This window comes from Massilia aurea (assembly GCF_014200505.1).
GTDB classification, from domain to species: Bacteria; Pseudomonadota; Gammaproteobacteria; order Burkholderiales; family Burkholderiaceae_D; genus Telluria; species Telluria aurea_B.
The window spans coordinates 671442-693461 of record NZ_JACHBX010000002.1; the positions used below are offsets into that span (position 1 = coordinate 671442).

A 22020-nucleotide genomic window follows, 5' to 3' on the forward strand; every position below is an offset into this window, starting at 1 on the left:
TCAGGATGCCGCCACCCGGCCGGCGCCAAGCAGGATGACCGCGCCGGCCAGCAGCAGCCAGGCCGGCGGTTCGTGGTGTCCAATGGGCTTGGTGGTGGCAACCACGCAGGCAGACGCCACAAGGGCCGGTGCGGGCATGGCGGCGCCAGATGAGGGCAGAACAAGGAATGGTAACGCGCCGAGGATTGGCAGGAAAGGCGGCATGGCGGGCTCGTGGCGGCAAAGTCCCGAGCATCGCCGATGGGCAAACGCCGCCCCGTGCGCCCGATCAGCCGTGCGCGCCGCCGCTGGTGTGGATGCCACACAGACGACGACCAGGGCACGGCCAGCCAACAAACCAGGTAGGGTGGACGGGTTTGCCGTCCACGCGTTCAACATGTGTGGCTTACTCGACCTTGTTCAGCGTCACTTCAAACACCAGGCCCGCATTCGACGGGATCGGTCCGCGGCCGGCTGCGCCATAGGCCAGTGCCGCCGGGATCAGGAGCGTGCGCTTGCCGCCGACCTTCATGCCCGTTACGCCCTGGTCGAAGCCGGTAATCGTATCGCGGCTGCCCACGGTGAACGCAAATTCGCTGGCTTCCTGGCGCGTGCCCTTGAAGTCGCTCGCGGTCGCGCTGTACAACCACAGCGTATAGGCAACGGTGGCGCGCTTGCCGGCCACGGCTTCGGCGCCGGTGCCAACGACGTTGTCGGTCTTGGTCAGGGCAGCAGGGCTGCTCACGGCCGGCTGGGCGGGCGAATCATCGTTGCCACCGCCGCAGGCGCTCAGGGCGAGCATGGCGGCAAAGGCGGCGATCAGGGGGAGCTTCATCATGGGACATCCTTGACTGAAAAATTACACGAAATAGGTACGAAGAACCGGGTATTACGAAACCTCGTACCTTATCGAATCAGCCACATGAAACTGTCCCGACTTTGTCTGAAAATTGTAGTTAAGCAAATTTTCGCGCATCAAATTTCGATTTGCGTGCCCAGCTCGATCACGCGGTTGGTCCGGATCTGATAGTAGTCGGCCGCGCTGCGGGCGTTGCGCGACATTGCCACGTACAGGTGCTCGCGCCATGGCGCCATGCCGCCGCCCGGGGCCGAGATCACGGTCTGGCGCGCGATGAAGAACGACGTTTCCATCATTTCGAATTCCAGGCCCAGTGCGGCGCTGCGCTGCAGGATGTCCGGAATATCGGCCTCGTCCTTGAAGCCGTAATGGATGTTGAGCTGGTAGCAGTTGTGGCCCAGGTCATTGATGACGATCTGTTCGTCCGCCGGCACCCACGGCTCTTCGCGCATGTGCACCGTCAGGAACACGACGCGCTCGTGCAGCACCTTGTTGTGCGACAGGTTGTGCAGCATCGCGTGCGGCACGCCATCGCTCTCGCCGCGCAGGAAGATGGCCGTGCCGGGCACGCGCGTCGGCGGCGCCACGAACAGCGATTCCATGAACGCTTCCAGCGGGATCGCGTGCTTCTGCAGGTTCGCGAACACCAGCTCGCGGCCCCGTTTCCACGTCAGCATCAGGGTCAGCAGCACGGCGCCCATCAGCAGCGGGAACCAGCCGCCGTGGAACAGTTTGGTCGTGGTGGCGGCGAACAACATGATATCGATCGTCAGGAAGAAGCCGGTCGCCATCAAGCACATCCACAGCGGCAAGTGCCAGCGGTAGCGCGTGACGAAGAACGTCAGGATCGTCGTGGCCATCATGGTGGCGGTGACGGCAATGCCGTAGGCGCCGGCCAGTTCGTCGGATGAGCCGAAGCCGATCACGGCGATCAGCACGACCACCAGTTGCAGCCAGTTGACGGCCGGAATATAGATCTGACCGATCTCGCTTTCCGACGTGTGCATGATGCGCATACGCGGCAACAGACCCAGCGCAATGGCTTGCTTGGTCATCGAATAGGTGCCCGAGATCGTTGCCTGCGAAGCGATCACGGCGGCCATCGTCGACAGGATCACCAGCGGAATCACGCTCCACGCGCCGAGCTGGTAATAGAACGGGTTTTCCACCGCGGCCGGCTGCATGATCAACAGGCCGCCCTGGCCCAGGTAGTTCAGGGTCAGCGCCGGATACGCGATCAGGAACCAGGCCCAGCGGATCGGCTTGGCGCCGAAGTGACCCATGTCGGCATACAGTGCCTCGGCGCCGGTGATGGCCAGCACCACCGCGCCCAGCGCGATGAATGCCAGCATTTTATTTTCCAGCATGAAGCTCAGTGCATGCCACGGATTGAGCGCATTCAGGATCACCGGTGCTTCGATGATATTGACGATGCCCATCGCGGCCAGCACCAGGAACCAGACCGCCATCACAGGACCGAAGAAGCGGCCGATGCCGGCCGTGCCATGGCGCTGCACGCTGTACAGCGCCACCAGCACCACGACCGCCAGCGGCACGACGTATTGCGACATGCCGGGCGCGGCAACCTCGATCCCTTCGATGGCGCCCAGCACCGAGATCGCCGGCGTGATCACGCTGTCGCCATAGAACATCGTGGCGCCGATGACGCCGATGGCCAGCAGGGGGAAGCTCCATTTGGAGGTACGCGGTATCGAACTGGTGGCCAGTGCCATCAGGGCCATGATGCCGCCCTCGCCGCGATTGTGCGCGCGCAGCACCAGGATCACGTACTTGAGCGAGACAATCAGCGTCAGGGCCCAGAAAATCAGCGAGATGATGCCGAGGATATTCGGCGTGTTGAGCGGCAAGCCGTGGTCTTCGTCGAACACCGCGCGCAGCGTGTACAGGGGGCTCGTGCCAATGTCGCCATAGACGATCCCGACCGCTGCCAGGGTAAGGGCCGCCAGGCTGCTTTTCTTGTTATCTGAGGTCAAGAGTCACCATCGCTGTAGTATTGGTGCGGCGCACCAAAAAATGAAGTGGTTGGAATTGCAAGAAGATTCGGTTGTGCATCATACACCTGTGTAAAACCGCTGGCGCGCCAGCAGCGTGCCAGGTATTCAGTGATAATGTCGGCCCTGCAACCTCGCCTCCCCTCCCCATGCGTTCCGGCATTATTTACGCGGCCCTGGCCTTCTTCTGCTGGGGTCTGTTCCCCATTTATTTCCATGCCCTGGGCGAGGTGCCGCCGTTGCAGATCCTGGCGCACCGCATGCTGTGGTCACTCGCTTTCCTGCTGGTCTTGCTGTTGCTGCGGCGCGACTGGAAGTGGCTGCAGGTCGTACGCCAGCCGCGCGTGTTCTTCAGTTTCGTGCTGTCTGCCCTGCTGCTCAGCGCCAATTGGCTCGTGTATATCTGGTCGGTGATGAACCACCATGTGATCGAGGCGAGCCTCGGCTATTTCATCAATCCCCTGGTCAATATCGTGCTGGGTTACCTGATCCTGAAGGAACGCATGCGCCCGCTGCAGTGGGCTGCCATCGGCGTGGCCGCGCTGGGCGTGGCCTGGCTGACCTGGCAGGCCGGCACGGTGCCATGGATCGCGCTGTTCCTGGCGCTGTCGTTCGGCGGCTACGGCTTGCTGCGCAAGACGGCTGCGCTGGGTCCGCTCGAGGGATTGTCGTTCGAGACGATCGTGCTGTTTCCACTGGCGGCCGGCTACGTGATCTGGCTGACGGTGCACGGCCAGAACGTGTTCATCAATACGGCGTCGGACACCACGCGCTGGCTGTTGATCATGGCCGGCCCGCTCACGGCGATCCCGCTGCTGCTGTTTGCCACCGGTGCGCGCAAGATCCCGCTGTCGATCCTGGGCCTGTTGCAATACCTGTCGCCGACGCTGCAATTTCTGCTCGGCGTGTGGTTGTTCAAAGAAGCGTTCTCCGCCGATCGCCTTGTCGGCTTCGTGCTGATCTGGAGCGCGCTGGCGCTGTTCGCCGGGGAAGGATTGCTGCGCCGGCAGCCCGCTGCCGCCAAGGCTTGAAGGGGCGTATCTGGGGCGCATGCGGGGCAGATTTGCCAAGAAATTCTGTGTTGGCTGCGGGTTCTGTCGTATCCTGTGCACCTCGAACAACACCAGAGTACAAGCATGGCCAATTACGTCTATACCATGAACCGCGTGGGCAAAATCGTCCCACCGAAACGCCAGATTCTGAAGGACATTTCCCTGTCCTTCTTCCCGGGCGCCAAAATCGGCGTGCTGGGCCTGAACGGCTCGGGCAAATCGACCCTGCTGAAAATCATGGCCGGCATCGACACCGACATCCAGGGCGAAGCCCGTCCAATGCCGGGCCTGAACATCGGCTACCTGCCGCAGGAACCACAGCTCGACCCTGAAAAAACCGTGCGCCAAGAGGTGGAATCGGGCCTGGGCGAGGCGTTCGAAGCGCAAGCCAAGCTCGAAGCTGTCTATGCAGCGTACGCCGAAGAAGACGCCGATTTCGACGCGCTGGCCAAGGAGCAGGAACGCCTGGAAGCGATCATCTCGTCGTCCGACGGCGGCAACCTGAACCTGCAACTGGAAATGGCCGCCGACGCGCTGCGCCTGCCGCCGTGGGATGCCAAGATCGCTGTGCTGTCGGGCGGTGAAAAGCGCCGCGTGGCGCTGTGCAAGCTGCTGCTCTCGAAGCCCGACATGCTGCTGCTCGACGAACCGACCAACCACCTGGATGCAGAATCGGTCGAGTGGCTCGAGCAATTCCTGCTGCGCTTCCCGGGCACCGTGGTCGGCATCACCCACGATCGCTACTTCCTTGATAATGCTGCCGAATGGATCCTGGAACTGGACCGCGGCAGCGGCATTCCATGGAAGGGCAATTACTCGTCGTGGCTGGACCAGAAGCAGGCGCGCCTGAAGCAGGAAGAATCGACCGAATCGGCCCGTCAGAAAGCACTGGCGAAAGAACTCGAATGGTCGCGTCAGAATCCGAAGGCACGCCAGGCCAAGTCGAAAGCCCGCCTCGCGCGCTTCAACGAACTGTCCGAGTACGAATACCAGCAGCGCAACGAGACGCAGGAGATCTTCATTCCCGTGGCCGAGCGCCTGGGCAATGAAGTCATCGAATTCAAGAACGTCTCGAAAGCCTTTGGCGACCGTCTCTTGATCGACAACCTGTCGTTCACCGTGCCGCCAGGCGCGATCGTCGGCATCATCGGCCCGAACGGCGCCGGTAAGTCGACGCTGTTCAAAATGATCACCGGCAAAGAGCAGCCGGACAGCGGCGAGGTCAAAATCGGCCAGACCGCGCGCGTCTCCATCGTCGACCAGCACCGCGACGAACTGGCCAATGCCAAGAGCGTGTTCGAGGACGTCTCGGGCGGCGCCGACATGCTCAGCGTCGGCCGTTTCGAAATGCCGTCGCGCGCCTACCTGGGCCGCTTCAACTTCAAGGGCTCGGACCAGCAAAAGATCGTCGGCAACCTGTCCGGTGGTGAGCGCGGCCGTCTGCACCTGGCCAAGACGCTGCTGCAAGGCGGCAACGTGCTGCTGCTCGATGAACCTTCAAACGATCTGGACGTCGAAACCCTGCGCGCGCTGGAAGATGCCCTGCTTGAGTTCGCTGGCAGCGTGATGGTCATTTCCCACGATCGCTGGTTCCTGGATCGCATCGCGACCCACATCCTGGCGTTCGAGGGTGATTCCCAAGTGACCTTCTTTGACGGTAACTATCAGGAATACGAAGCCGACAAGAAGAAACGTCTGGGTGAAGAAGGCGCCAAGCCGAAGCGGATTCGCTACAAGCCGCTCACGACCTGATCGACGCGGGGACGATGCGCCCTTAGCAAAAGCCCGCCATTTGGCGGGCTTTTTCATGTTCGGGGTGTCCAATTTTCGCGACAACTGCGTTCTGAACGGCCCTTTTTTTGCTACGCCTACGCGATCGCGACAGGATCAGGCGCTGAAGCGGCTATGGCGCACTGTTGCGCAGGTTCAGGAAAGCTGCATCGCCCTGTTTGCTGCGTTCGAGGTTGGCGATGATCATCTTCTTGTCCATTGCCGAGAAGAGCTTGAGCTTGCGTATTTGCAGCTTGACGGCCTTACTGTCGCGCCCGAGCAATCCGAGTACCAGGTGGGCATACAGCGTGACTGCTTCGCGCGTAAACGAAATGGCCTTGTTCGGGTCTGAACTTCGCTGCACCAACTCACGCCTGTACACCTCGCCATCTTCAAAAAATTTGCTCACGGTACGCTGCTCGCGGTCATGAGAAATACGCGCGCCCGGCGCGACACCGAGTTTCAGGCGATGGTACTGCAAGCGATTGGTGTAGTTGTCGTCCTCGCCATAATGGAAGAAAGAAGGACTGAAACCGCCCACTTTTTCCAGGCACTCGCGTGACATGAGCCAGGCAGCAGCATTCACGAACAACACGTCGTAGATCTCCCCAGCTTTGCCGAAGAAAATGTCCGAATACAGGCCATGGCATTTGTTCGGTGCGATGTAGTTCGAGAAGCCATAGTCGAGCGCATCACCAGCGCCGTTCATGTGCATCGGGCTGATGACGCCGTAGGCTGGATGGGTGCGGTGTGCCGTAACCAGTCGTTCAACCGCGTCGGGTTCGATCCACGCATCGTGGTTCAGCAGGAAGACATAGTCGGCGCCCTGCTGATAAGCCAACTCCATGCCCACATTATTGGCCTTGCCAAAGCCCAGGTTCTTCCCGGTCCGGACAATCTGCACTTCGGGGTAACCTGCTTCGATTCGAGCCAGGGTGTCATCGGTCGAACCGTTGTCGATGACAATCGTTTCAAGTGGGATAGTCGACTTGCGGAGACTTGAAAAACACGGCTCGACCCACTTCGCTCCGTTATAGGTGACGATTACAACGAACACCCTGGCGCTCATCTTGATTTCCTTAAATGACTCTGGACGTTTCGACTTTACTTGGAACCTGATCCGACAGTTCTGTTCTTGGAGAACGCGATAGGTTAACTAAATTGATGTGTCATCTGGTGTAGCGCGGATGCCACGTGCCCATACAGACACATTCTTTCATTTTACACAATAGAAAATTTAACAACTAGAGTTTCTTTTAAAAATGGTATCGTACTGCAGTATCGATTTTTTATCTGCACTAACTACCTTTCTGACTTATCCGATGCCTGTACACCGACCCGATGTTTTTCCTGAAAGCTGCGTATGAGTGGCCAGATGCAGGCGCATGCTGCGTTGCTTGTAAAGCGGATACGTAGAAACATCTATTTTCTATGGCGTCACCATGGGCCGGTGTTCCTGCCCCGTGGATTCTCTGGGGTATTGCGGGGCAGTTCCAGGCCGGTGCGTCGTGTGGCGCTTGTCATCAAGGGCAAGAATGCACACCCTGCCACAGCGCACATTCGGGTACTGCGCGCTTTTCGCATGCTTGGACAGCGCATGTCGGTCGACTCGCGCGCTGTCACGGCAGCCTGGCTGTTGAATGGCGGAGCAGCTCAGGTCGATGCCGTGTTGGTACAGCGCGATGCCCTGCCACCAGAAATGACCAATGCCCTCATCGATACACTGCGTTCGGCGAACCTCCCGCTGATTTATGAGATAGATGACTGGCTCTGGAATCTTCCTGCGGACCATCTCGATCATGGCATCAAGGAGGCGCACAAAGGCTCGATGCAGCAACTCGCCCGCGCAGCGGCCATGGTTACCGTATCGACCGGGCGCCTGGCAGAGATACTGCAATCCATAGGCTGCACCGTGACGATCCTGCCCAATGGCCTGGATGAGACCATTTGGGCGGATCCACTGCCTGCCAGCTTTGTAGAAAAAATAGGCAAGGACAATGGATTGATGAGTCCCAACCTCAAGCTTCTGTATATGGGGACCATCTCGCATTCGCACGACTTGCAACTGATATTTCCGGCAGTCGAACGCTTGCGTCAAGACTATCCCGACCTGGAAATTATCCAAATCGGCGGTGGCGCCCTTCTGCCGGGTGCGCGTGACATCGCGCCTCCCGAGGGAGAATATCCGGAGTTCGTCCGCTGGTTCCGCGCCGTGTGTTCCTATATGACCATGGCGATCGCACCGTTGCGAGATAACGAGTTCAATTCCGCCAAGTCAGACATCAAGACACTTGATTACGGTTTTGGCCTGGTTCCTGCGATCTATAGCAACGTAGGGCCCTACGCTGACAGCGTGCTGCATGGCGTTACCGGATTGCTGTGTGAAAATACGGCAGACGGCTGGCATGGCGCGATGGATCTCATGTTGCGTAATGAGGCAATGCGTTCGACCATCAAGGCCAACGCGCTCGAGAACGCCAGTCACCGCAGACTGTCGGCTGAGGTCCTGACGCAGTGGGAAGACATTCTCACTCGCTTGTTCAGTGAGCAATCACCAAGACCTGATCGTCCATTGCACCGGCCACTGTCTTGAAAAGAAATGGCTCGGTTGACGTTCAACCGGGCCATAGAGTTCGACCAGAATACGAGTCGGCTTCAAAAAAAAGCCCTGCCGGGAATAATCCCGGCAGGGCTTTTTTATTGGCTACGCGGTCTGTTTAGAACGAGTATTTTGCACCGATGGTCAGTGCATCTGGCTGGACGCCGAAGTCACGGCTCTTGCCATAACGTTCGTATTCAGCGATGACCGACACGTCCTGGTTGATGTTGTACTGCAGACCCAGGGCGCCATAGGCGGTGTTCTTGCTTTCGCGCTGGTTCAGCTGCGAGTTGATCGCGTTCAGTTCATTGACGTTGTGCGATGCGCCCAGCTTGGCGTAGCCGACAACTTTTTCGGTCAGCGGCGAGCTGAACTTGGCAGCGACGTAGCTGGCACGGCCGTCGGCCTGGCCGCTGGCGTTCACATTGCCCAGCGTGTAGTACACGTCGGCGCTACGGAAATCGGTGTGACCGACTTCAACAGCCCAGTTCGGGGTGAACTCGTAGCCGCCGAAGATCTTGCCCGATGCCTTGATGGTATCGACATCAGCGCGGCTTGCGCCTGGAACGCGCGACTCATAGTCGGTAGCGACTGCACCGGCGCCGACGTAGGCGCGCGGGGTGAATTCTTGGGCCTGGACAGCCGACACAGCGGCGGTGGTGGCGAGCAGGGCGACGATCAGCTTTTTCATCTCTAAATTCCTCTTTTTGTTCATCTAGTTCGTGATTCACAATGAATCGCGATAGGGTCAAGATAACACTGTCGAAAGATCAAGTCCGTCGCGATTCCGTAAGAACTGTAAGAAAGTGTAACTAAATGACCCATCAGTAAGTAATATTTGCCATCCTTTAAGCGATATTACTGAGAACTTAGACGATGTTCCTGAAAGTTAGATTAATTCTGGCTTGTAACGATTTTGTCATCTTATTGATCCCATGCAACCAATATTGTTGCGTGTCGCCCGCCATCAGCAGCAGGCTGCCATCGGTCAACGGTACCCGGACCGTTTGTTTATTGTGTTTATGTTTCAGGATAAACGTGCGTTCCGCGCCAAAACTGAGTGACGCGATGGCGGGCTGCAGTCCCAATTCGGCCTCATCGTCGCTGTGCATGCCCATGCTGTCACGCTCGTTGCGGTAATAGTTCAGCAGGACGCTGTTGAAGGTGCACGCCGTCGCGGCCTCGACGGCATCGCGCAACATCGTGAGCAACGGTGTGAATGGCGTCGCCTGCAGGCGCAGGCCGGAATAAGCATAGGCTTTGTCGCCGTACCATGCACTCAGCCGGGGTTGCAGGTGCCGCTTGCCGTACACGACCACGGTTTCTTCGCGCCAGTCGGTTTCGGCCAACAGGCGCGCGAAGATCTCGGCGTTGGACCAGGGTAGTGGCAACTGGGCCATCCAGCCCAGTTCACCATCTTCGAGCGGCAGCGGGAGCAGGCCCGCTTGCGGTGCAAATAAATCCATCGACAATCACGCCAGGCATGGTGAAGGCCACCATGGCGTCATTCTCGCATGGCTTATGCGTAGGCTTCCGCCAGGCTCATGACGCGTGGCTCGATCTTGATGCCGACATTGCCGAACAAGGCATCGAGCGCCGCCAGATTGGCGCTGCACTCGTCCGTTTTCCAGCCCTTGAACAGGTCGGTGCCATCTTTCTGGAAATGCAGCTCCAGCACCTTGCCCCTGTCGCGGTGAATATAATTTTGCTGATGGACGTTCTGGAAACCCAGCTCGGCCAGACCGGCAAGCACGGTATGTGGCGGATTGTCCGGATCGGTGGCCAGGAATACACCGAAGGTCTTGCCCGGCGGCTTGGCCGCGACATCCACTTCGTAGATCCCAGGCGCCTTGGTGGCGGTCGTACTTTTCAAAAACAGCATCACGGTGCTCCTGGCGCGCTAGTGACCCGCGAGATAGTTCGCGGATCGCTTTTCAGTTAATCAGCCTGCCAGCATATTTCCATATGGGAACTTTGTCGACCGAAGTTTTCGCTTTATCCGGTTTACCGCATGACCAGGCCGAAAACTGTGGCGCCAATCAACGCGGCGCTGGCCAGCATGCTCACGATGAAGCCGATTTCGCGCTTGGCCGGATCGCGGTAGTAACTCAGCGCATACAAAATCCGGCCCACACACCACAGCAGGCCCCCGGCAGTCGCCCACATGTCACCCAGGAACATGGCGCACAGCCACAGGGGCACGAGCACCAACGGCAGCAATTCGAGCGTATTCATCTGGACACGATGGGCGCGCAAAAAGCCTTCGGGACCATCCATTGACGGGGCCGGCACCTTGAACTGGATGCGGGCGCGCGCAGCATTGCCCCAAGTCCAGAAATAGACAGCAAGAATGGCCAGCGTGGTCCAGGCGGTGAAGATCATGGTGTTCCTTTGCGATGAGCGTCGTGAAACGTTGTGGTGATCAGGTGGCGCCGTGCTTGCGCCGCGCCAGGTCGGTCGTGGGCGGCACCAGCGCGCCGTACAGGCGGCCCGTGGCCTCGTCCCAGTCCAGCAATGCCTGTTCCTGCCGCGCCACGGTGGCAAGGTCGCCACGCGCAATGGGGCCGCTGAGCGCTGCGGCAGGCCCGAGGCGAAACACATTGGCCAGCGTCTCGGTAGCCAGCGGTTGCGCCAGTTCGCGCGCCACCGCTTCGGGAATCCCGGCGGCCTGGTAGGCGCGCAGCGCCGCGTCGAGCACCGTGGTCAGGTAGTTCGACGCAAACACGGCCGCCGCGTGATAGACCGTCTTGGCCGCCCCGTCGATCGGCACGAGGCGCGCGCCGATGGTCTCGAATGCGGGTCCGAGCAACGCCAGCGCTGCTGCATCACCCTCAATGCCGCAGAAGGTGCCGGCGAATTCGCGCGCCACCTGCTGTGGATCGGCAAAGCTGCGGATCGGATGCACGCTGGCCACCAGTGCGCCGCCTGCACGCGCCGCCTGCAGCGCAGTCGATGCTTTCGCGCCGCTGCAGTGGAACATCACCGCGCCAGTCAGGTCGTGCGTCTGCGCCAGCTGCGCAGCGACCGGCTCGATCTGATCGTCGCTCACCGCCAGCAACCAGACTTGCGCCGGGCGCAGCTGCGCAACATCGGTGCAGGCGTGGCCAGCGCCGATGAACGCCACCGCCGCCTGCGCGCTGGCGGGCGAACGGGTCAGCACATCCTGCAGCGCGAACGCGCCGCTGGCGGCGAACAGGCGCCCCAGCACGCGGCCGACATGGCCTGCGCCGACCAGGTTCAGCGTCGGGGTCAGCATCGATATCACGTCAGAAACCGGCGCCGGGCTGGCTCAGGTAGTCGAGTTCTTCGGGTGTCGAGGCGCGCCCCAGGATCGGATTACGGTGCGGGAAGCGGCCGAAGCGCGCAATCACGCCGCGGTGGCGGTGCGCGTAGTCGAGCACTTCGTCGAAGCCCTCGTGGTCGGCGGCCAGCGCGGTGAACTGGTCGACGGCGAGCTGCTGCATGCCGGCGTCTTCCGCATGCTCGAACGGCATGTAGACGAACTGGCGCTCGATGGGTGCCAGCGCCATGTGCTCGCCGGCGTCGACCATCTGGCGCGCTGCGCTCAATGCCAGCACATCGCCGGCGAACGATTCCGGCGCGCCGCGATACACATTGCGTGTGAACTGGTCGAGCACCAGGATGCGCGCCAGCACGCCGCGCGCACCCTGCTCGTCCCACTCGCGCAAGCCGCCCGCAATCGCGTGCGTGATCGTCGTGCCGAAGCGTTCGCGGATGACGGCGTCAAACGCGGGATCCTTGCGGTACCACTCGGCGCGCGCCTTGCCATGGTCAGGATGGGAAGCTGGCAGGAACCAGAAATCGAGAACTTCTTGTGCGTCCATGAATAAACCCCGTTGGTATTGTTATGGTGATGCAGTAGATTTTTATGCACTACAGCGTTATCAATTGCGTGCGTGCGACAGCTGGAACGCTTCGACGCCCTCGGTGGCGCCCAGTTCGCGCGCCAGTTCCGACAACGGTGCGCCGGTCTTGCGTGACAGCGCCAGCGCCACGAAGCGCCATTCCTGGCGCCCATCGTCACTGCTGATGGTGAGCGAACTGCCGGCGATTTCATAGCCACGCGACAGCGCCAGTTCGCGGATCGCCGCTTCGCGCGGCAGGAACTCAGGCCGAAAACGCATCCGCACCGCCACCGCGTGGCGCGACGGCAGCAGCGTCTCCAGGCGGTTCAGGTAAATCATGATCATCGACGCCAGAAAGGCCAGCCCCATCGCGGCCAGATAAAAGCCGATGCCGACCAGGATGCCGATGACCGACGAGGTCCAGATCGACGCGGCCGTCGTCAGGCCGCTGATATTGAAGCCTTCGCGCATGATGACGCCGGCGCCGAGAAAGCCGATGCCGGTGACCACGCCCTGGATGATCCGGGTCGGATCGACGGCGACCATGCCCGCATGGCCGCCGTACCAGATCTCGGGGTAGCCCGCGAGGATCGTCAGCGCTGCCGACGCCATGCACACGAGGCCATACGTGCGCATCCCGGCCGCGCGCCCATGGTAGGCGCGCTCGTAGCCGACCAGGAGCCCGAGCAGCAAGGCCCCGAGCAGATGCAGCAGGATCAGGCCATTGGTGAACAATTCCCGGCCGGACCAGTAGGCCGAGAGCAGGTCGCGTTCCGTCATGCGCGTGTCAGCGTGTGGGCGCGCTCAGGCCGGCGGCTTCTTGCGCACCAGCTGCTTTTCGAACGCGATGTCGTTCTTGCTCATGCGCGGTTGCTCCTGCGGCCCCAGGCCCTTGACGAAGGTGACGAAGTCGTCGAGCTCCATCGGTGCGCACAGCGGCGGGCTGCCGGGCGCTTCGGACAGGTAGAAGTGGCCATCGCCGGTGCGCGCCATCGAGTACAGCGGATTACCGGTGCGCTGCTTGAGACGGTCGACCGCGCTGCTGGCGCGTGTGGAACGGGAACTTGCCATGTCAGATTGCCTCCGTGCGCAGCATGAGCCACTCGAACGCGGCGCCTTCGACGTGGGGCGTCAGGCGCGCACGCACGGTGGCGTGGTAGTCGTTGAGCCAGACGATTTCGTCAGGGCGCAGCAGCGAACGATCGAGGCAGCGGGTGTCGATCGGGCACAGGGTGAGCGTCTCGAAGGCCAGGTATTCGCCGAATTCGGTCTTGTTCGCGGCGACATTGAGCACCAGGTTTTCGATACGGATGCCCCAGCGGCCCGGGCGATAGATGCCTGGCTCGATCGACGTGATCATGCCCGGCTCCATCGCGGTATGCTGGTCCGGCGGCACGGCCGGCGAAATCGTCTGCGGACCTTCGTGCACGTTCAGGAAGTAGCCGACGCCATGGCCGGTGCCGTGGCCGTAGTCGATGCCGGCGGCCCAGATCGGGGCGCGTGCGATCGCGTCGAGCAGCGGTGCGCGGGTGCCGCGCGGGAAGTGGGCGCTCGACAGCGCGATCAGGCCTTTCAGCACCAGCGTGTAGTCGCGCCGCTGGTCGGCGCTTGGCGTGCCGACCGGGATCACGCGCGTGATGTCGGTGGTGCCGCCCAGGTACTGGCCTCCCGAGTCGATCAGCAGCAGGCCGTCGCCTTCGATCGTGGCGCAGGTGGCGGCTTCAGCGCGGTAATGCATGATCGCGCCATTGCTGTTGAAGCCCGCGATGGTCGAGAAACTCGCGCTGACGAAGTTCGGGCGGCGCGCGCGGGCAGCGGTGATGCGCGTGTCGATGTCGACTTCGTTGATTGCACTACGGTTTGCGTCCGCCAGCAGCGGCTCGAGCGCGGCGAAGAATTCGCACAGCGCGGCGCCGTCCTGCTCCATCGTGGCGCGCACGTTGACGGCCTCGCTATCGAGCTTGCGCGACTTGGCGAACGTGGTGGGGTTGATCGCCTCGACCACGTTCACGCCACTGGCCACGCTCGCGCGCATGCCGGCCGTGACGCGGCGCGGATCGAGCAGCAGCGTCGCGCCTTCCGGCAGCGCTTCGAGCGCATGCACGGCGTTTTCGTATGGCGCCAGGTGCACGTCGTCGGCTTCCAGGCGCGCGCGCACCTCAGCCGGCACCTTGCCGTCACCAACGAACAGCGTGGCGTCGCCACGGCCAATCAGCGCATGGGCCAGGAACACGGGATTGAAGCTGACGTCGGCGCCGCGCAGGTTGAACAGGTAGGCGATGTCGTCGAGCGTCGAGACGAAATGGAAGCCGGCACCATGCGCTTCCATCGCCGCGCGCGTGGACTGCAGCTTGTCGGCGCGGGTGACGGTGGCAAACGGCGGCAGGTGCTCGAACACGGCGTCGGCCGGCAGCGCCGGGCGCTCGGTCCACACATCGTCCAGCAGGTCGAGATCGGTGCGCAGCACGATGCCCCTGGCCTGCAACGCGTCGGCCAGCAGGCGTGCACCGGCCAGGCCCAGCACGCGCGCATCGACGGCGGCGGTCTGGCCGGCGGCCAGGTTGGCGGCGAGCCAGTCGACGTGCAGCTGACTGGCCGCGCCCGGAATCTTCATCAGCGCGATCTCGGTGCCGGCCAGTTCGGTGTCGGCCTGCGTGAAGTAGCGGCCATCGGTCCAGACACCGGCAAATTTCGCGGTGGCGATGAAGGTGCCGACCGAGCCCGTGAAGCCGGACAGCCATTCACGGCCCTTCCAGTGACCGGGCAGGTATTCCGACAGGTGCGGATCGCTCGACGGCACGATGACGGCGTCGATGCCGTGGCGCGCCATGGCGGCGCGCAGTTGCGCGAGCCGGTCGGCGCGGAGGGTCTGGGAATCGAGGGAAGTGCGGTCTTGTTCGGTGGCTGCGGACATGGGCGAAGGCGTCGATTTGTTTTCCAAGCTGCGTATGATACGCCCCATTTGGCGTCGCCGACATACGCGGGGCGCCCCAACCGGAACACCCTCCAGCCCGGGGATCACGCATAATGGCGCGGCATCCACCAGACATAGAGACCCATGCTCGATTTTCATCATGAGCGCGCCCGCGCGCTGTTGGCGAACGCCACGCAGATCGTCACTCCGACTGAAGTCCAGGCCGCTGTTACCAGCGTCGCCGACCAGCTCAATGCGCGCTTTGCTGCGCCGGGCGCCACCGAATTTCCGCTCGTGCTGGGCGTGATGGGCGGCGCGGTCGTGTTCACCGGCACCCTGCTGCCGCAACTGGCCTTCCCGCTCGACTTCGACTACATCCACGTGAGCCGCTACGGCGACGATGACCGTGGCGGCGAACTGGTGTGGAAAGTGATCCCGCGCCAGAACGTGGCGGGTCGCACGATTTTGCTGGTCGACGACATCCTCGACGAAGGCGAGACGCTGGCCCACGTCAAGCAGCGCCTGCTGGACATGGGCGCGGCCGAAGTGATGGTCGTGGTGTTTGCCGACAAGGACCTGGGCCGCGCCAAGCCGATCACGGCCGACCTGATCGGCTTGAGCTTGCCGAACAAGTTCGTCGTCGGCTTCGGGATGGACGTGTACGGCTACTGGCGCAACCTGCCGGGACTGTGGACGATCCGGCCCGAGGATTTGAAACAGGCAGCACCCGAATTGGCAGGCTGAGCCGGACCGTGTCGGTGTCGGTGCTGATGCCTGTGACGATGCCGTAGGGTGGAAGGCTACGCCTTCCACGCGTTCAACCAACGGCTTCCCTTCGCTACGACAAACCTCTGCGCCAACCTGGTTTGAACGCGTGGACGGGGAACCCGTCCACCCTACGCGCGAGGCGGTCGTACGCCACCATGTATTTATAACACGAGGCGCGCGTACGCCACCATGTCTTTATAACGCGAGGCGCGCGTACGCCACCATGTATTCATGACGCGAGGCGCGCGTACCCCACCATGTATTCATGACGCGAGGCGCGCGCGTGCCACCATGTGTTGATAGCACGCGGCGAGCGCGTGTCCCATCTATTTAAAGCGCGAGGCGCGCGCGCGCCGCCATGTATTCCGCGGTCAAGCGCGCGACCATGTCGGCCACCGTCGGCACGTCGTCCATCAGGCCGACACCCTGCCCTGCGCCCCAGATGTCGCGCCAGGCCTTGGCGCTGCCCGAACCAAAGCTCATCTTGCTCTTGTCCGATTCGGGCAGGTTGTCCGGGTCCAGCCCGGCCGCGACGATCGATTTTTTCAGGTAGTTGCCATGCACGCCCGTAAACAGGTTCGTGTAGACGACGTCGGCTGCCGTCGATTCGACGATCGCATCGCGGTAGTCGTCGCTGACGTTCGATTCCTTCGTCGCCAGCCAGCGCGAACCGATGTAGGCAAAGTCGGCGCCCATCGCCTGCGCGGCCAGGATTGCGTCGCCCGTGGCAATCGAGCCGGACAGCGCGATCGGGCCCTTGAACATCTTGCGGATTTCGCCCACCAGCGCGAACGGCGACAGCGCGCCTGCATGACCACCAGCGCCAGCGGCCACCAGGATCAGGCCATCGACGCCCGCTTCCAGCGCCTTTTCGGCGTGGCGGATCGAGACGATATCGTGCAGCACGATGCCGCCATACGAATGCACGGCGTCCATCATCTCGCGCGGCGGTGCGCGCAGCGACGAAATGATGATCGGTATCTGGTGCTTGACGCAGACTTCGACGTCATGCGCCAGGCGGTCATTCGACTGGTGCACGATCTGGTTGACGGCGATCGGGCCGACCTTCTTGCCCGGATTGGCCGCGGCGTAGTCGGCCAGTTCGCGCTGCAGGTCGGTCAGCCAGACGTCGAGCATCTCGGCCGGCCGGGCATTGAGTGCCGGGAACGAGCCGACGATGCCGGCCTTGCACTGGGCTGCCACCAGCGCGGGGCCGCTGGCAATGAACATCGGCGAAGCGATGACAGGAAGGGACAGGTTTTGCAGCGCGGCGGGCATCGTCATGGAAGCTCTCGGTGGTGGATGGAGGATGGGCCTGATTATAGCCCTGAAAAAAGTACGACCGTGCTAGATTCCTGCCTCTAAACGATCGCTACTGCCAGTCGATCTCGCCCTCGCGGCGCCGGATCTCGGCCCAGATCGCGCGTTTGGCATCATCCGTGGCCGTGCCCCAGGCGACGATTTCATCGATGGTGCGCAGGCAGCCCTGGCACAAGCCCGTCTCGGGGACCATCTGGCAGATATTGATACAAGGCGACGGTACAGGGGTTTGCAGTTCGGGAGCCATCGTTCGCAGTGGTGGAAAATAAAGTGGCATTATCGCGCGGCTGGCAGTCCAGCGCCGCGTGTTGCCTGTCTTTTACTATACTGGGGCAACGCGACTTTGCACGAGGTGCCCATGAAATTACGCTCTGTTTTGCTGGCTGGCCTGTTCGGCGTGTCCACGACCGCCTTTGGCCAGATCCTCTCTCCCGACGGCTACGGCAAGATCGGATTCGGCCAGCGGCTGAGCGCCGTCGAGCGCCAGCTGGGCCAGCGCGCCGCGCCGCGCCCGGCCGACCCGGCCTGTTCGATGGTGACCTTCAAACGGTATCCCGATGTGCGCTTCATGGTTGAAAACGGCGTGATCACGCGCGCGGACGCCAACCGGATCGTGCGCAACAGCGCCGGTATCACGGCGCGCATGTCGGTCAAGGAGGCGCAGCGCCATCGTCCGGCATTGCAGGTCGGGCCACACAAATATGACGAAAACGGCCAGTACCTGACGCTCGCACAGGGCAAGGACAAGGCGCTGATCTTTGAAGCGAGCAAGGGCAAGCTGCAACGCATGCGTGCGGGCATCAAACCGGCCGTGGAATACGTGGAAACCTGCGGTTGAGCATGCGTTGGCGCTTGATGTGATCACATAGATCAATGTTCCGTATCTAACGCAGCAGCATATATACGGGCCGTTCGGCAACGCTGGCAAGGTTCGTGTAAGCTCATGGCCTGAAATTGGTGCAGTGCACAAAAAAGGAATGCCATGAAACTCAACCGACTCATGCTCGCGCAAATGCGCAGCGCTACCCGAACGCTCTGGCGCTCGGGTCCGGTGACCCCAGGCGCAGCAGTACGGCAAGCGATGAGCAACGTCAACGCGTTGCACCGGGTCGCCCGCCAACAGATGCGTGATTTCACGCTGACGGTGACGCTACCGGAATCCGCGTCGGAATCCGCGCCGCAATCCGCGCCAGCCCCTGCTGCTGCTGCCGCCACGCCTGCTGCCGCGCCCGCAGCAACGGCCAGCGCGCCGCTGACCGGCCCCTTCATCGCCGGCAGCCACACGAATGCCGCCGGCACGCGCGACTACAAGCTCTACATCCCAGCCAGCTACACGGGCGGCCCCGCGCCGCTGGTGGTGATGCTGCACGGCTGCACGCAGGACCCGGACGACTTCGCCGCAGGCACCGGGATGAACGTGCTGGCCGAAGAGGTCGGCTGCCTGGTGCTGTACCCGGCGCAAAGCAAAAGCGCCAACCCGTCGCGCTGCTGGAACTGGTTCAACGCCGTCGACCAGCGCCGCGATGAAGGCGAGCCGTCGCTCATCGCCGGCATGACGCAGGCGATCATGGCCACCTACAGCGTCGATGCGAGCCAGGTGTATGTGGCCGGCCTGTCCGCCGGCGGCGCGATGGCCACCATCATGGGCACGCTGTATCCCGACCTGTACGCTGCCGTCGGCGTGCATTCGGGTTTACCGTTCGCGTCAGCCAATGATCTGTCGTCGGCCCTGGCGGCGATGAAGGGTGACTTCCGCCGCAGCCAGCTCGAGAACCAGCCACTGCCTGTGATTGTGTTCCATGGCGACCGCGATACGACAGTGCACCCGGCCAATGGCGAAGAAGTAGTAGCGCAGGGCGCACGCCATTTGCCGCAGCCGGGCACGACCGAACCGGGCAACGTGCCGGACGGCCATGCCTACACGCGCACGCTGTATCCGGCCACCGATGGCACCGTGCAGGCAGAACACTGGCTGGTGCATGGCGCCGGCCACGCGTGGTCGGGTGGCCAGGCAAACGGCAGCTATACCGACGGCAAGGGGCCTGACGCCAGCCGCGAAATGATGCGCTTCTTCCGCACCCAGCGCTGAGCCGTCAGGGCGGTGCGGCAGCTGGGGGCTGGTCCTGCGCGGCAATGTGGGCGCGCAGACAGGCCGGACACCAGCAGCCGACCGCTTCCTGCGGCACCGCCACGGCCGGCGGCAACGCCGTACACCAGCACGGCGCGCTGTCGCCATCGGCCATGGCGCAGCTGAACGGGGCGCCGCAGCGCGTGCAATGACTCATGGTCTGAACAGCGTTGAAGATGAATGGCGAACGGCGGGAATGGCATGGCAGGAGTAGAGTGGTGGGTACTGCTATAAAATACAACGAAACGCCGCTCACTCCCCACAAGGTTTACGCTGTTTTTACGGCATTTGGCTGTAAAATCTCGCGACAATTATTTCGGACTCTCCATGAACGCTCAAGTGACCAGCCTGACTACCGACGACCAACCAAACGACCTCGCGGGCGTCTCCCCGGCGATCAAGGCGCAGATCCTGGCCGAAGCGCTTCCGTACATCCGTAATTTCCACGGCAAGACCATCGTCATCAAATACGGCGGCAACGCCATGACCGACGAGCGCCTCAAGCACGGCTTCGCGCGCGACGTCATCCTGCTCAAGCTGGTGGGCATGAATCCGGTCGTGGTGCACGGCGGCGGCCCGCAGATCGACAACGCGCTGAAAAAAATCGGCAAGCAAGGCACGTTCGTGCAGGGCATGCGCATCACCGACGAAGAAACCATGGAAGTGGTGGAGTGGGTGCTGGGCGGCGAAGTCCAGCAGGACATCGTCATGCTGATCAACCACTACGGTGGCCAGGCCGTGGGCCTGACCGGCAAGGATGGCGGCCTGATTCGCGCGCGCCGCATGGCCATGCCTGACAAGGAAAAACCGGGCGAGTTCCTCGACATCGGTTTTGTTGGCGAGATCGACGCCATCAACCCGGCCGTCGTCAAGGCGCTGCAGGACGACGCGTTCATCCCGATCATTTCGCCGATCGGCTTTGGCCAGGACGGCCAGGCCTACAACATCAATGCCGACGTCGTCGCCGGCAAGATCGCCGAAATCCTGAAGGCCGAAAAGCTGATCATGATGACCAACATCGCCGGCGTGCAAGATAAATCGGGCAACCTCGTCACAGACCTTTCGGCGCGCGAGATCGACGAGATGTTCGCCGACGGCACGATCTCGGGCGGCATGCTGCCCAAGATTTCATCAGCCCTCGACGCTGCCAAATCGGGCGTGAACACCGTGCACATCATCGATGGCCGGATCGAACACTCATTGCTGCTCGAAGTCTTGACCGAACAGGCTTTTGGCACTATGATCCGGTCTCATTAAATTTTTTGTGGCGGAAACAATCGCCACAGAAAAACCAGTACCGCCCTTTTAGCTCAGTGGTAGAGCACTCCCTTGGTAAGGGAGAGGCCACGTGTTCAATCCACGTAAAGGGCACCATCGCTTCACCTCCCCTCTGCTTTACCAACGCCTCGCACCGTGGCCACTTCCCTACCCCGCGCACCTGTCTGGTTATTTGACCTCGACAACACCCTGCACGACGCATCGCATGCGATTTTTCCGGCGATCAGCGCCAACATGAATACCTATATCGCGCGCGTGCTGAGCCAGAACGGCGAAACTGCCACGCAAGCGATGATCAATGCCGCGCGCGTCGGGTACTGGAAGCGCTACGGCGCCACCCTGCTCGGCATGATGCGCCATCACCAGGTGTGCCCGGCCGACTTCCTGCGCCAGACGCACGATATCGGCCCGCTGGCCGAGCTGCTGCGCTTCGAGCGCGGCCTGGGCCGCCTGTTGCGCCGCCTGCCGGGCCGCAAGATCCTGCTGACCAATGCGCCCAACTCGTACTCGACCGAGATCGTGCGCCGCCTGAAGCTGCACAACCATTTCTCGCACCACGTGGCGATCGAGCACATGCACGTGCACCGCCAGTTGCGGCCCAAGCCGTCCAAGCTGATGCTGCGCCGCCTCTTGCGCAAGCATGGCGTGGCTGCGCAGCGCTGCATCCTGGTCGAAGACACGCTGGCCAATCTGCGCACCGCGCGCCAGCTGGGCCTGCGCACTGTCTGGGTCACCCAATACCTGCGTGTGAGCGATCCGATCGGCACCGCGCCTTTGCCGAGGACATTGAAATGCCCCGGTTACGTCAATGTCAAAGTAAAATCCGTGCGGCAACTTCCTGCGCGGCTGTCGAGGCTGCGTTAAACGATTAACCACCTAGGGATCCCATGGCAAGCACGAAGCCCGGCCAGCGCAAGCTGCAAATCCTTCAGGCCCTGGCCGCGATGCTCGAGCAGCCCAAGGGCGAGAAAATCACCACCGCCGCACTGGCCGCGCGCCTGGGCGTCTCTGAAGCGGCCTTGTACCGCCACTTTGCCAGCAAAGCCCAGATGTACGAGGGGTTGATCGAGTTCATCGAGACCTCGGTATTTGGCGTCATCAACCAGATTACTGAAAACGAAGAAGGCGGCCTGGATCAGACGCGCGCGATCGTGCAGATGCTGCTCGGCTTTGCCGCGAACAATCCGGGCATGACGCGCGTGCTGATCGGCGACGCGCTGGTGAACGAAGACGAACGCCTGCAGCACCGCATGAATGCGTTTTACGACAAGGTCGAGCTGGCATTCAAAGGGGCGTTGCGCGTGGCCGTCACGCAGGGCCATGGCCAGGAAGCCGACGTCGCCGGCCGCGCGAGCCTGTTGATGAATTACGTCACCGGCCGCTGGCACCGCTTTGCCAAGAGCGGCTTCAAGGTCAGTCCCGTGGAAGGCACGCCGCTGCACCTGTCGTTGCTGCTGGCAGCGTAAAATCCGGGG

The 22020-nt window shown here is 62.1% G+C and carries 25 protein-coding genes and 1 tRNA gene; 10 read left to right on the top strand and 16 right to left on the bottom strand.

Going from position 1 to position 22020, the window contains the following annotated elements:
* The 3 genes from HD842_RS12315 to HD842_RS12325 form a co-directional block, all read right to left on the bottom strand.
* Entirely contained in the window at positions 1-204 is a 204-nt protein-coding gene (locus tag HD842_RS12315) for a hypothetical protein (RefSeq protein WP_183554789.1), read from the bottom strand.
* Between the two features lie 181 nt (positions 205-385).
* Complete coding sequence (locus tag HD842_RS12320; protein WP_221290476.1) at positions 386-817, bottom strand: FKBP-type peptidyl-prolyl cis-trans isomerase; 432 nt, start codon at positions 815-817, stop codon at positions 386-388.
* Between the two features lie 137 nt (positions 818-954).
* Positions 955-2832 carry a potassium transporter Kup gene (locus HD842_RS12325; protein ID WP_183554791.1) on the bottom strand — a complete coding sequence of 626 codons (1878 nt, stop codon included), beginning with the start codon at positions 2830-2832 and terminating at the stop codon, positions 955-957.
* A 167-nt stretch (positions 2833-2999) separates the two neighbouring features.
* On the opposite strand from HD842_RS12325, the gene rarD reads away from it, so the two are divergent.
* Both rarD and ettA read left to right on the top strand, forming a co-directional pair.
* On the top strand, positions 3000-3881 hold the full coding sequence (gene rarD / locus HD842_RS12330; RefSeq protein WP_183554793.1) for an EamA family transporter RarD: 882 nt from the start codon (positions 3000-3002) through the stop codon (positions 3879-3881).
* Positions 3882-3986: 105 nt separating this feature from the next.
* A complete protein-coding gene (ettA, locus tag HD842_RS12335) occupies positions 3987-5654 on the top strand; it encodes an energy-dependent translational throttle protein EttA (RefSeq protein WP_183554795.1) in 1668 nt (555 codons plus the stop codon).
* A 151-nt stretch (positions 5655-5805) separates the two neighbouring features.
* Here ettA and HD842_RS12340 read toward each other — a convergent pair whose 3' ends face one another.
* Positions 5806-6741: a glycosyltransferase family 2 protein gene (locus HD842_RS12340; RefSeq protein ID WP_183554797.1), complete on the bottom strand. Its 936-nt coding sequence runs from the start codon at positions 6739-6741 to the stop codon at positions 5806-5808.
* 294 nt (positions 6742-7035) lie between these two features.
* On the opposite strand from HD842_RS12340, the gene HD842_RS12345 reads away from it, so the two are divergent.
* Positions 7036-8265, top strand: coding sequence for a hypothetical protein (locus tag HD842_RS12345; protein ID WP_183554799.1), 1230 nt, complete (start codon positions 7036-7038; stop codon positions 8263-8265).
* Between the two features lie 124 nt (positions 8266-8389).
* On the opposite strand, the gene HD842_RS12350 is transcribed toward HD842_RS12345, so the two are convergent.
* The 9 genes from HD842_RS12350 to HD842_RS12390 form a co-directional block, all read right to left on the bottom strand.
* On the bottom strand, positions 8390-8962 hold the full coding sequence (locus HD842_RS12350; RefSeq protein ID WP_183554801.1) for a porin family protein: 573 nt from the start codon (positions 8960-8962) through the stop codon (positions 8390-8392).
* Between the two features lie 178 nt (positions 8963-9140).
* Entirely contained in the window at positions 9141-9737 is a 597-nt protein-coding gene (locus tag HD842_RS12355; RefSeq protein ID WP_183554803.1) for an alpha-ketoglutarate-dependent dioxygenase AlkB family protein, read from the bottom strand.
* A gap of 53 nt (positions 9738-9790) precedes the next feature.
* Positions 9791-10153, bottom strand: a complete 363-nt coding sequence (locus tag HD842_RS12360; protein ID WP_183554805.1) for a hypothetical protein — start codon at positions 10151-10153, stop codon at positions 9791-9793.
* Between the two features lie 122 nt (positions 10154-10275).
* Positions 10276-10653: an MAPEG family protein gene (locus tag HD842_RS12365; RefSeq protein WP_183554807.1), complete on the bottom strand. Its 378-nt coding sequence runs from the start codon at positions 10651-10653 to the stop codon at positions 10276-10278.
* Between the two features lie 40 nt (positions 10654-10693).
* Entirely contained in the window at positions 10694-11527 is an 834-nt protein-coding gene (locus tag HD842_RS12370) for a Rossmann-like and DUF2520 domain-containing protein (RefSeq protein WP_370660830.1), read from the bottom strand.
* A gap of 10 nt (positions 11528-11537) precedes the next feature.
* Positions 11538-12116, bottom strand: coding sequence for a DUF924 family protein (locus tag HD842_RS12375; protein WP_183554809.1), 579 nt, complete (start codon positions 12114-12116; stop codon positions 11538-11540).
* 60 nt (positions 12117-12176) lie between these two features.
* Complete coding sequence (locus tag HD842_RS12380; RefSeq protein ID WP_183554811.1) at positions 12177-12917, bottom strand: MgtC/SapB family protein; 741 nt, start codon at positions 12915-12917, stop codon at positions 12177-12179.
* Positions 12918-12941: 24 nt separating this feature from the next.
* On the bottom strand, positions 12942-13208 hold the full coding sequence (locus HD842_RS12385; RefSeq protein WP_183554813.1) for a hypothetical protein: 267 nt from the start codon (positions 13206-13208) through the stop codon (positions 12942-12944).
* Position 13209: 1 nt separating this feature from the next.
* On the bottom strand, positions 13210-15051 hold the full coding sequence (locus HD842_RS12390; RefSeq protein WP_183554815.1) for an aminopeptidase P family protein: 1842 nt from the start codon (positions 15049-15051) through the stop codon (positions 13210-13212).
* A 144-nt stretch (positions 15052-15195) separates the two neighbouring features.
* Between HD842_RS12390 and HD842_RS12395 the strand changes: the two genes are divergently transcribed.
* Positions 15196-15795, top strand: coding sequence for a hypoxanthine-guanine phosphoribosyltransferase (locus tag HD842_RS12395; RefSeq protein ID WP_183554817.1), 600 nt, complete (start codon positions 15196-15198; stop codon positions 15793-15795).
* A gap of 354 nt (positions 15796-16149) precedes the next feature.
* Here HD842_RS12395 and HD842_RS12400 read toward each other — a convergent pair whose 3' ends face one another.
* Positions 16150-17103 (bottom strand): NAD(P)H-dependent flavin oxidoreductase, encoded by a 954-nt coding sequence (locus HD842_RS12400; RefSeq protein ID WP_183554819.1) that lies wholly within the window; start codon positions 17101-17103, stop codon positions 16150-16152.
* A gap of 88 nt (positions 17104-17191) precedes the next feature.
* The gene (locus HD842_RS12405) at positions 17192-17386 is read right to left on the bottom strand and encodes a DUF1289 domain-containing protein (RefSeq protein WP_183554821.1); all 195 of its coding nucleotides are present in this window, start codon (positions 17384-17386) and stop codon (positions 17192-17194) included.
* A gap of 111 nt (positions 17387-17497) precedes the next feature.
* On the opposite strand from HD842_RS12405, the gene HD842_RS12410 reads away from it, so the two are divergent.
* Positions 17498-17977 (top strand): hypothetical protein, encoded by a 480-nt coding sequence (locus HD842_RS12410; RefSeq protein ID WP_183554822.1) that lies wholly within the window; start codon positions 17498-17500, stop codon positions 17975-17977.
* 144 nt (positions 17978-18121) lie between these two features.
* Positions 18122-19228, top strand: coding sequence for an extracellular catalytic domain type 1 short-chain-length polyhydroxyalkanoate depolymerase (locus HD842_RS12415; protein ID WP_183554824.1), 1107 nt, complete (start codon positions 18122-18124; stop codon positions 19226-19228).
* A 4-nt stretch (positions 19229-19232) separates the two neighbouring features.
* Here the strand turns inward: HD842_RS12415 and HD842_RS12420 are convergent, their stop codons facing one another.
* On the bottom strand, positions 19233-19424 hold the full coding sequence (locus HD842_RS12420; protein ID WP_183554825.1) for a cysteine-rich CWC family protein: 192 nt from the start codon (positions 19422-19424) through the stop codon (positions 19233-19235).
* Between the two features lie 170 nt (positions 19425-19594).
* Between HD842_RS12420 and argB the strand changes: the two genes are divergently transcribed.
* The 4 genes from argB to slmA all read left to right on the top strand — a co-directional run bounded on the left by argB (position 19595) and on the right by slmA (position 22011).
* Entirely contained in the window at positions 19595-20524 is a 930-nt protein-coding gene (gene argB / locus HD842_RS12425; RefSeq protein ID WP_183554827.1) for an acetylglutamate kinase, read from the top strand.
* A gap of 42 nt (positions 20525-20566) precedes the next feature.
* Positions 20567-20641: transfer RNA gene (locus tag HD842_RS12430), tRNA-Thr, on the top strand.
* A 39-nt stretch (positions 20642-20680) separates the two neighbouring features.
* Positions 20681-21409: a pyrimidine 5'-nucleotidase gene (locus HD842_RS12435; protein ID WP_183554829.1), complete on the top strand. Its 729-nt coding sequence runs from the start codon at positions 20681-20683 to the stop codon at positions 21407-21409.
* A 23-nt stretch (positions 21410-21432) separates the two neighbouring features.
* On the top strand, positions 21433-22011 hold the full coding sequence (slmA, locus tag HD842_RS12440) for a nucleoid occlusion factor SlmA (RefSeq protein ID WP_183554831.1): 579 nt from the start codon (positions 21433-21435) through the stop codon (positions 22009-22011).
* The last annotated feature ends 9 nt before the right edge of the window (positions 22012-22020 follow it).

Excerpts from the sequence above, each read along its gene's own strand:
- HD842_RS12315 (WP_183554789.1), bottom strand. The coding sequence starts at position 204 with ATGCCGCCTTTCCTGCCAATCCTCGGCGCGTTACCATTCCTTGTTCTG.
- HD842_RS12320 (WP_221290476.1), bottom strand. The coding sequence starts at position 817 with ATGATGAAGCTCCCCCTGATCGCCGCCTTTGCCGCCATGCTCGCCCTG.
- rarD (WP_183554793.1), top strand. The coding sequence starts at position 3,000 with ATGCGTTCCGGCATTATTTACGCGGCCCTGGCCTTCTTCTGCTGGGGT.
- ettA (WP_183554795.1), top strand. The coding sequence starts at position 3,987 with ATGGCCAATTACGTCTATACCATGAACCGCGTGGGCAAAATCGTCCCA.
- HD842_RS12340 (WP_183554797.1), bottom strand. The coding sequence starts at position 6,741 with ATGAGCGCCAGGGTGTTCGTTGTAATCGTCACCTATAACGGAGCGAAG.
- HD842_RS12345 (WP_183554799.1), top strand. The coding sequence starts at position 7,036 with ATGAGTGGCCAGATGCAGGCGCATGCTGCGTTGCTTGTAAAGCGGATA.
- HD842_RS12350 (WP_183554801.1), bottom strand. The coding sequence starts at position 8,962 with ATGAAAAAGCTGATCGTCGCCCTGCTCGCCACCACCGCCGCTGTGTCG.
- HD842_RS12355 (WP_183554803.1), bottom strand. The coding sequence starts at position 9,737 with ATGGATTTATTTGCACCGCAAGCGGGCCTGCTCCCGCTGCCGCTCGAA.
- HD842_RS12360 (WP_183554805.1), bottom strand. The coding sequence starts at position 10,153 with ATGCTGTTTTTGAAAAGTACGACCGCCACCAAGGCGCCTGGGATCTAC.
- HD842_RS12365 (WP_183554807.1), bottom strand. The coding sequence starts at position 10,653 with ATGATCTTCACCGCCTGGACCACGCTGGCCATTCTTGCTGTCTATTTC.
- HD842_RS12370 (WP_370660830.1), bottom strand. The coding sequence starts at position 11,527 with ATGCTGACCCCGACGCTGAACCTGGTCGGCGCAGGCCATGTCGGCCGC.
- HD842_RS12375 (WP_183554809.1), bottom strand. The coding sequence starts at position 12,116 with ATGGACGCACAAGAAGTTCTCGATTTCTGGTTCCTGCCAGCTTCCCAT.
- HD842_RS12380 (WP_183554811.1), bottom strand. The coding sequence starts at position 12,917 with ATGACGGAACGCGACCTGCTCTCGGCCTACTGGTCCGGCCGGGAATTG.
- HD842_RS12385 (WP_183554813.1), bottom strand. The coding sequence starts at position 13,208 with ATGGCAAGTTCCCGTTCCACACGCGCCAGCAGCGCGGTCGACCGTCTC.
- HD842_RS12390 (WP_183554815.1), bottom strand. The coding sequence starts at position 15,051 with ATGTCCGCAGCCACCGAACAAGACCGCACTTCCCTCGATTCCCAGACC.
- HD842_RS12395 (WP_183554817.1), top strand. The coding sequence starts at position 15,196 with ATGCTCGATTTTCATCATGAGCGCGCCCGCGCGCTGTTGGCGAACGCC.
- HD842_RS12400 (WP_183554819.1), bottom strand. The coding sequence starts at position 17,103 with ATGACGATGCCCGCCGCGCTGCAAAACCTGTCCCTTCCTGTCATCGCT.
- HD842_RS12405 (WP_183554821.1), bottom strand. The coding sequence starts at position 17,386 with ATGGCTCCCGAACTGCAAACCCCTGTACCGTCGCCTTGTATCAATATC.
- HD842_RS12410 (WP_183554822.1), top strand. The coding sequence starts at position 17,498 with ATGAAATTACGCTCTGTTTTGCTGGCTGGCCTGTTCGGCGTGTCCACG.
- HD842_RS12415 (WP_183554824.1), top strand. The coding sequence starts at position 18,122 with ATGAAACTCAACCGACTCATGCTCGCGCAAATGCGCAGCGCTACCCGA.
- HD842_RS12420 (WP_183554825.1), bottom strand. The coding sequence starts at position 19,424 with ATGAGTCATTGCACGCGCTGCGGCGCCCCGTTCAGCTGCGCCATGGCC.
- argB (WP_183554827.1), top strand. The coding sequence starts at position 19,595 with ATGAACGCTCAAGTGACCAGCCTGACTACCGACGACCAACCAAACGAC.
- slmA (WP_183554831.1), top strand. The coding sequence starts at position 21,433 with ATGGCAAGCACGAAGCCCGGCCAGCGCAAGCTGCAAATCCTTCAGGCC.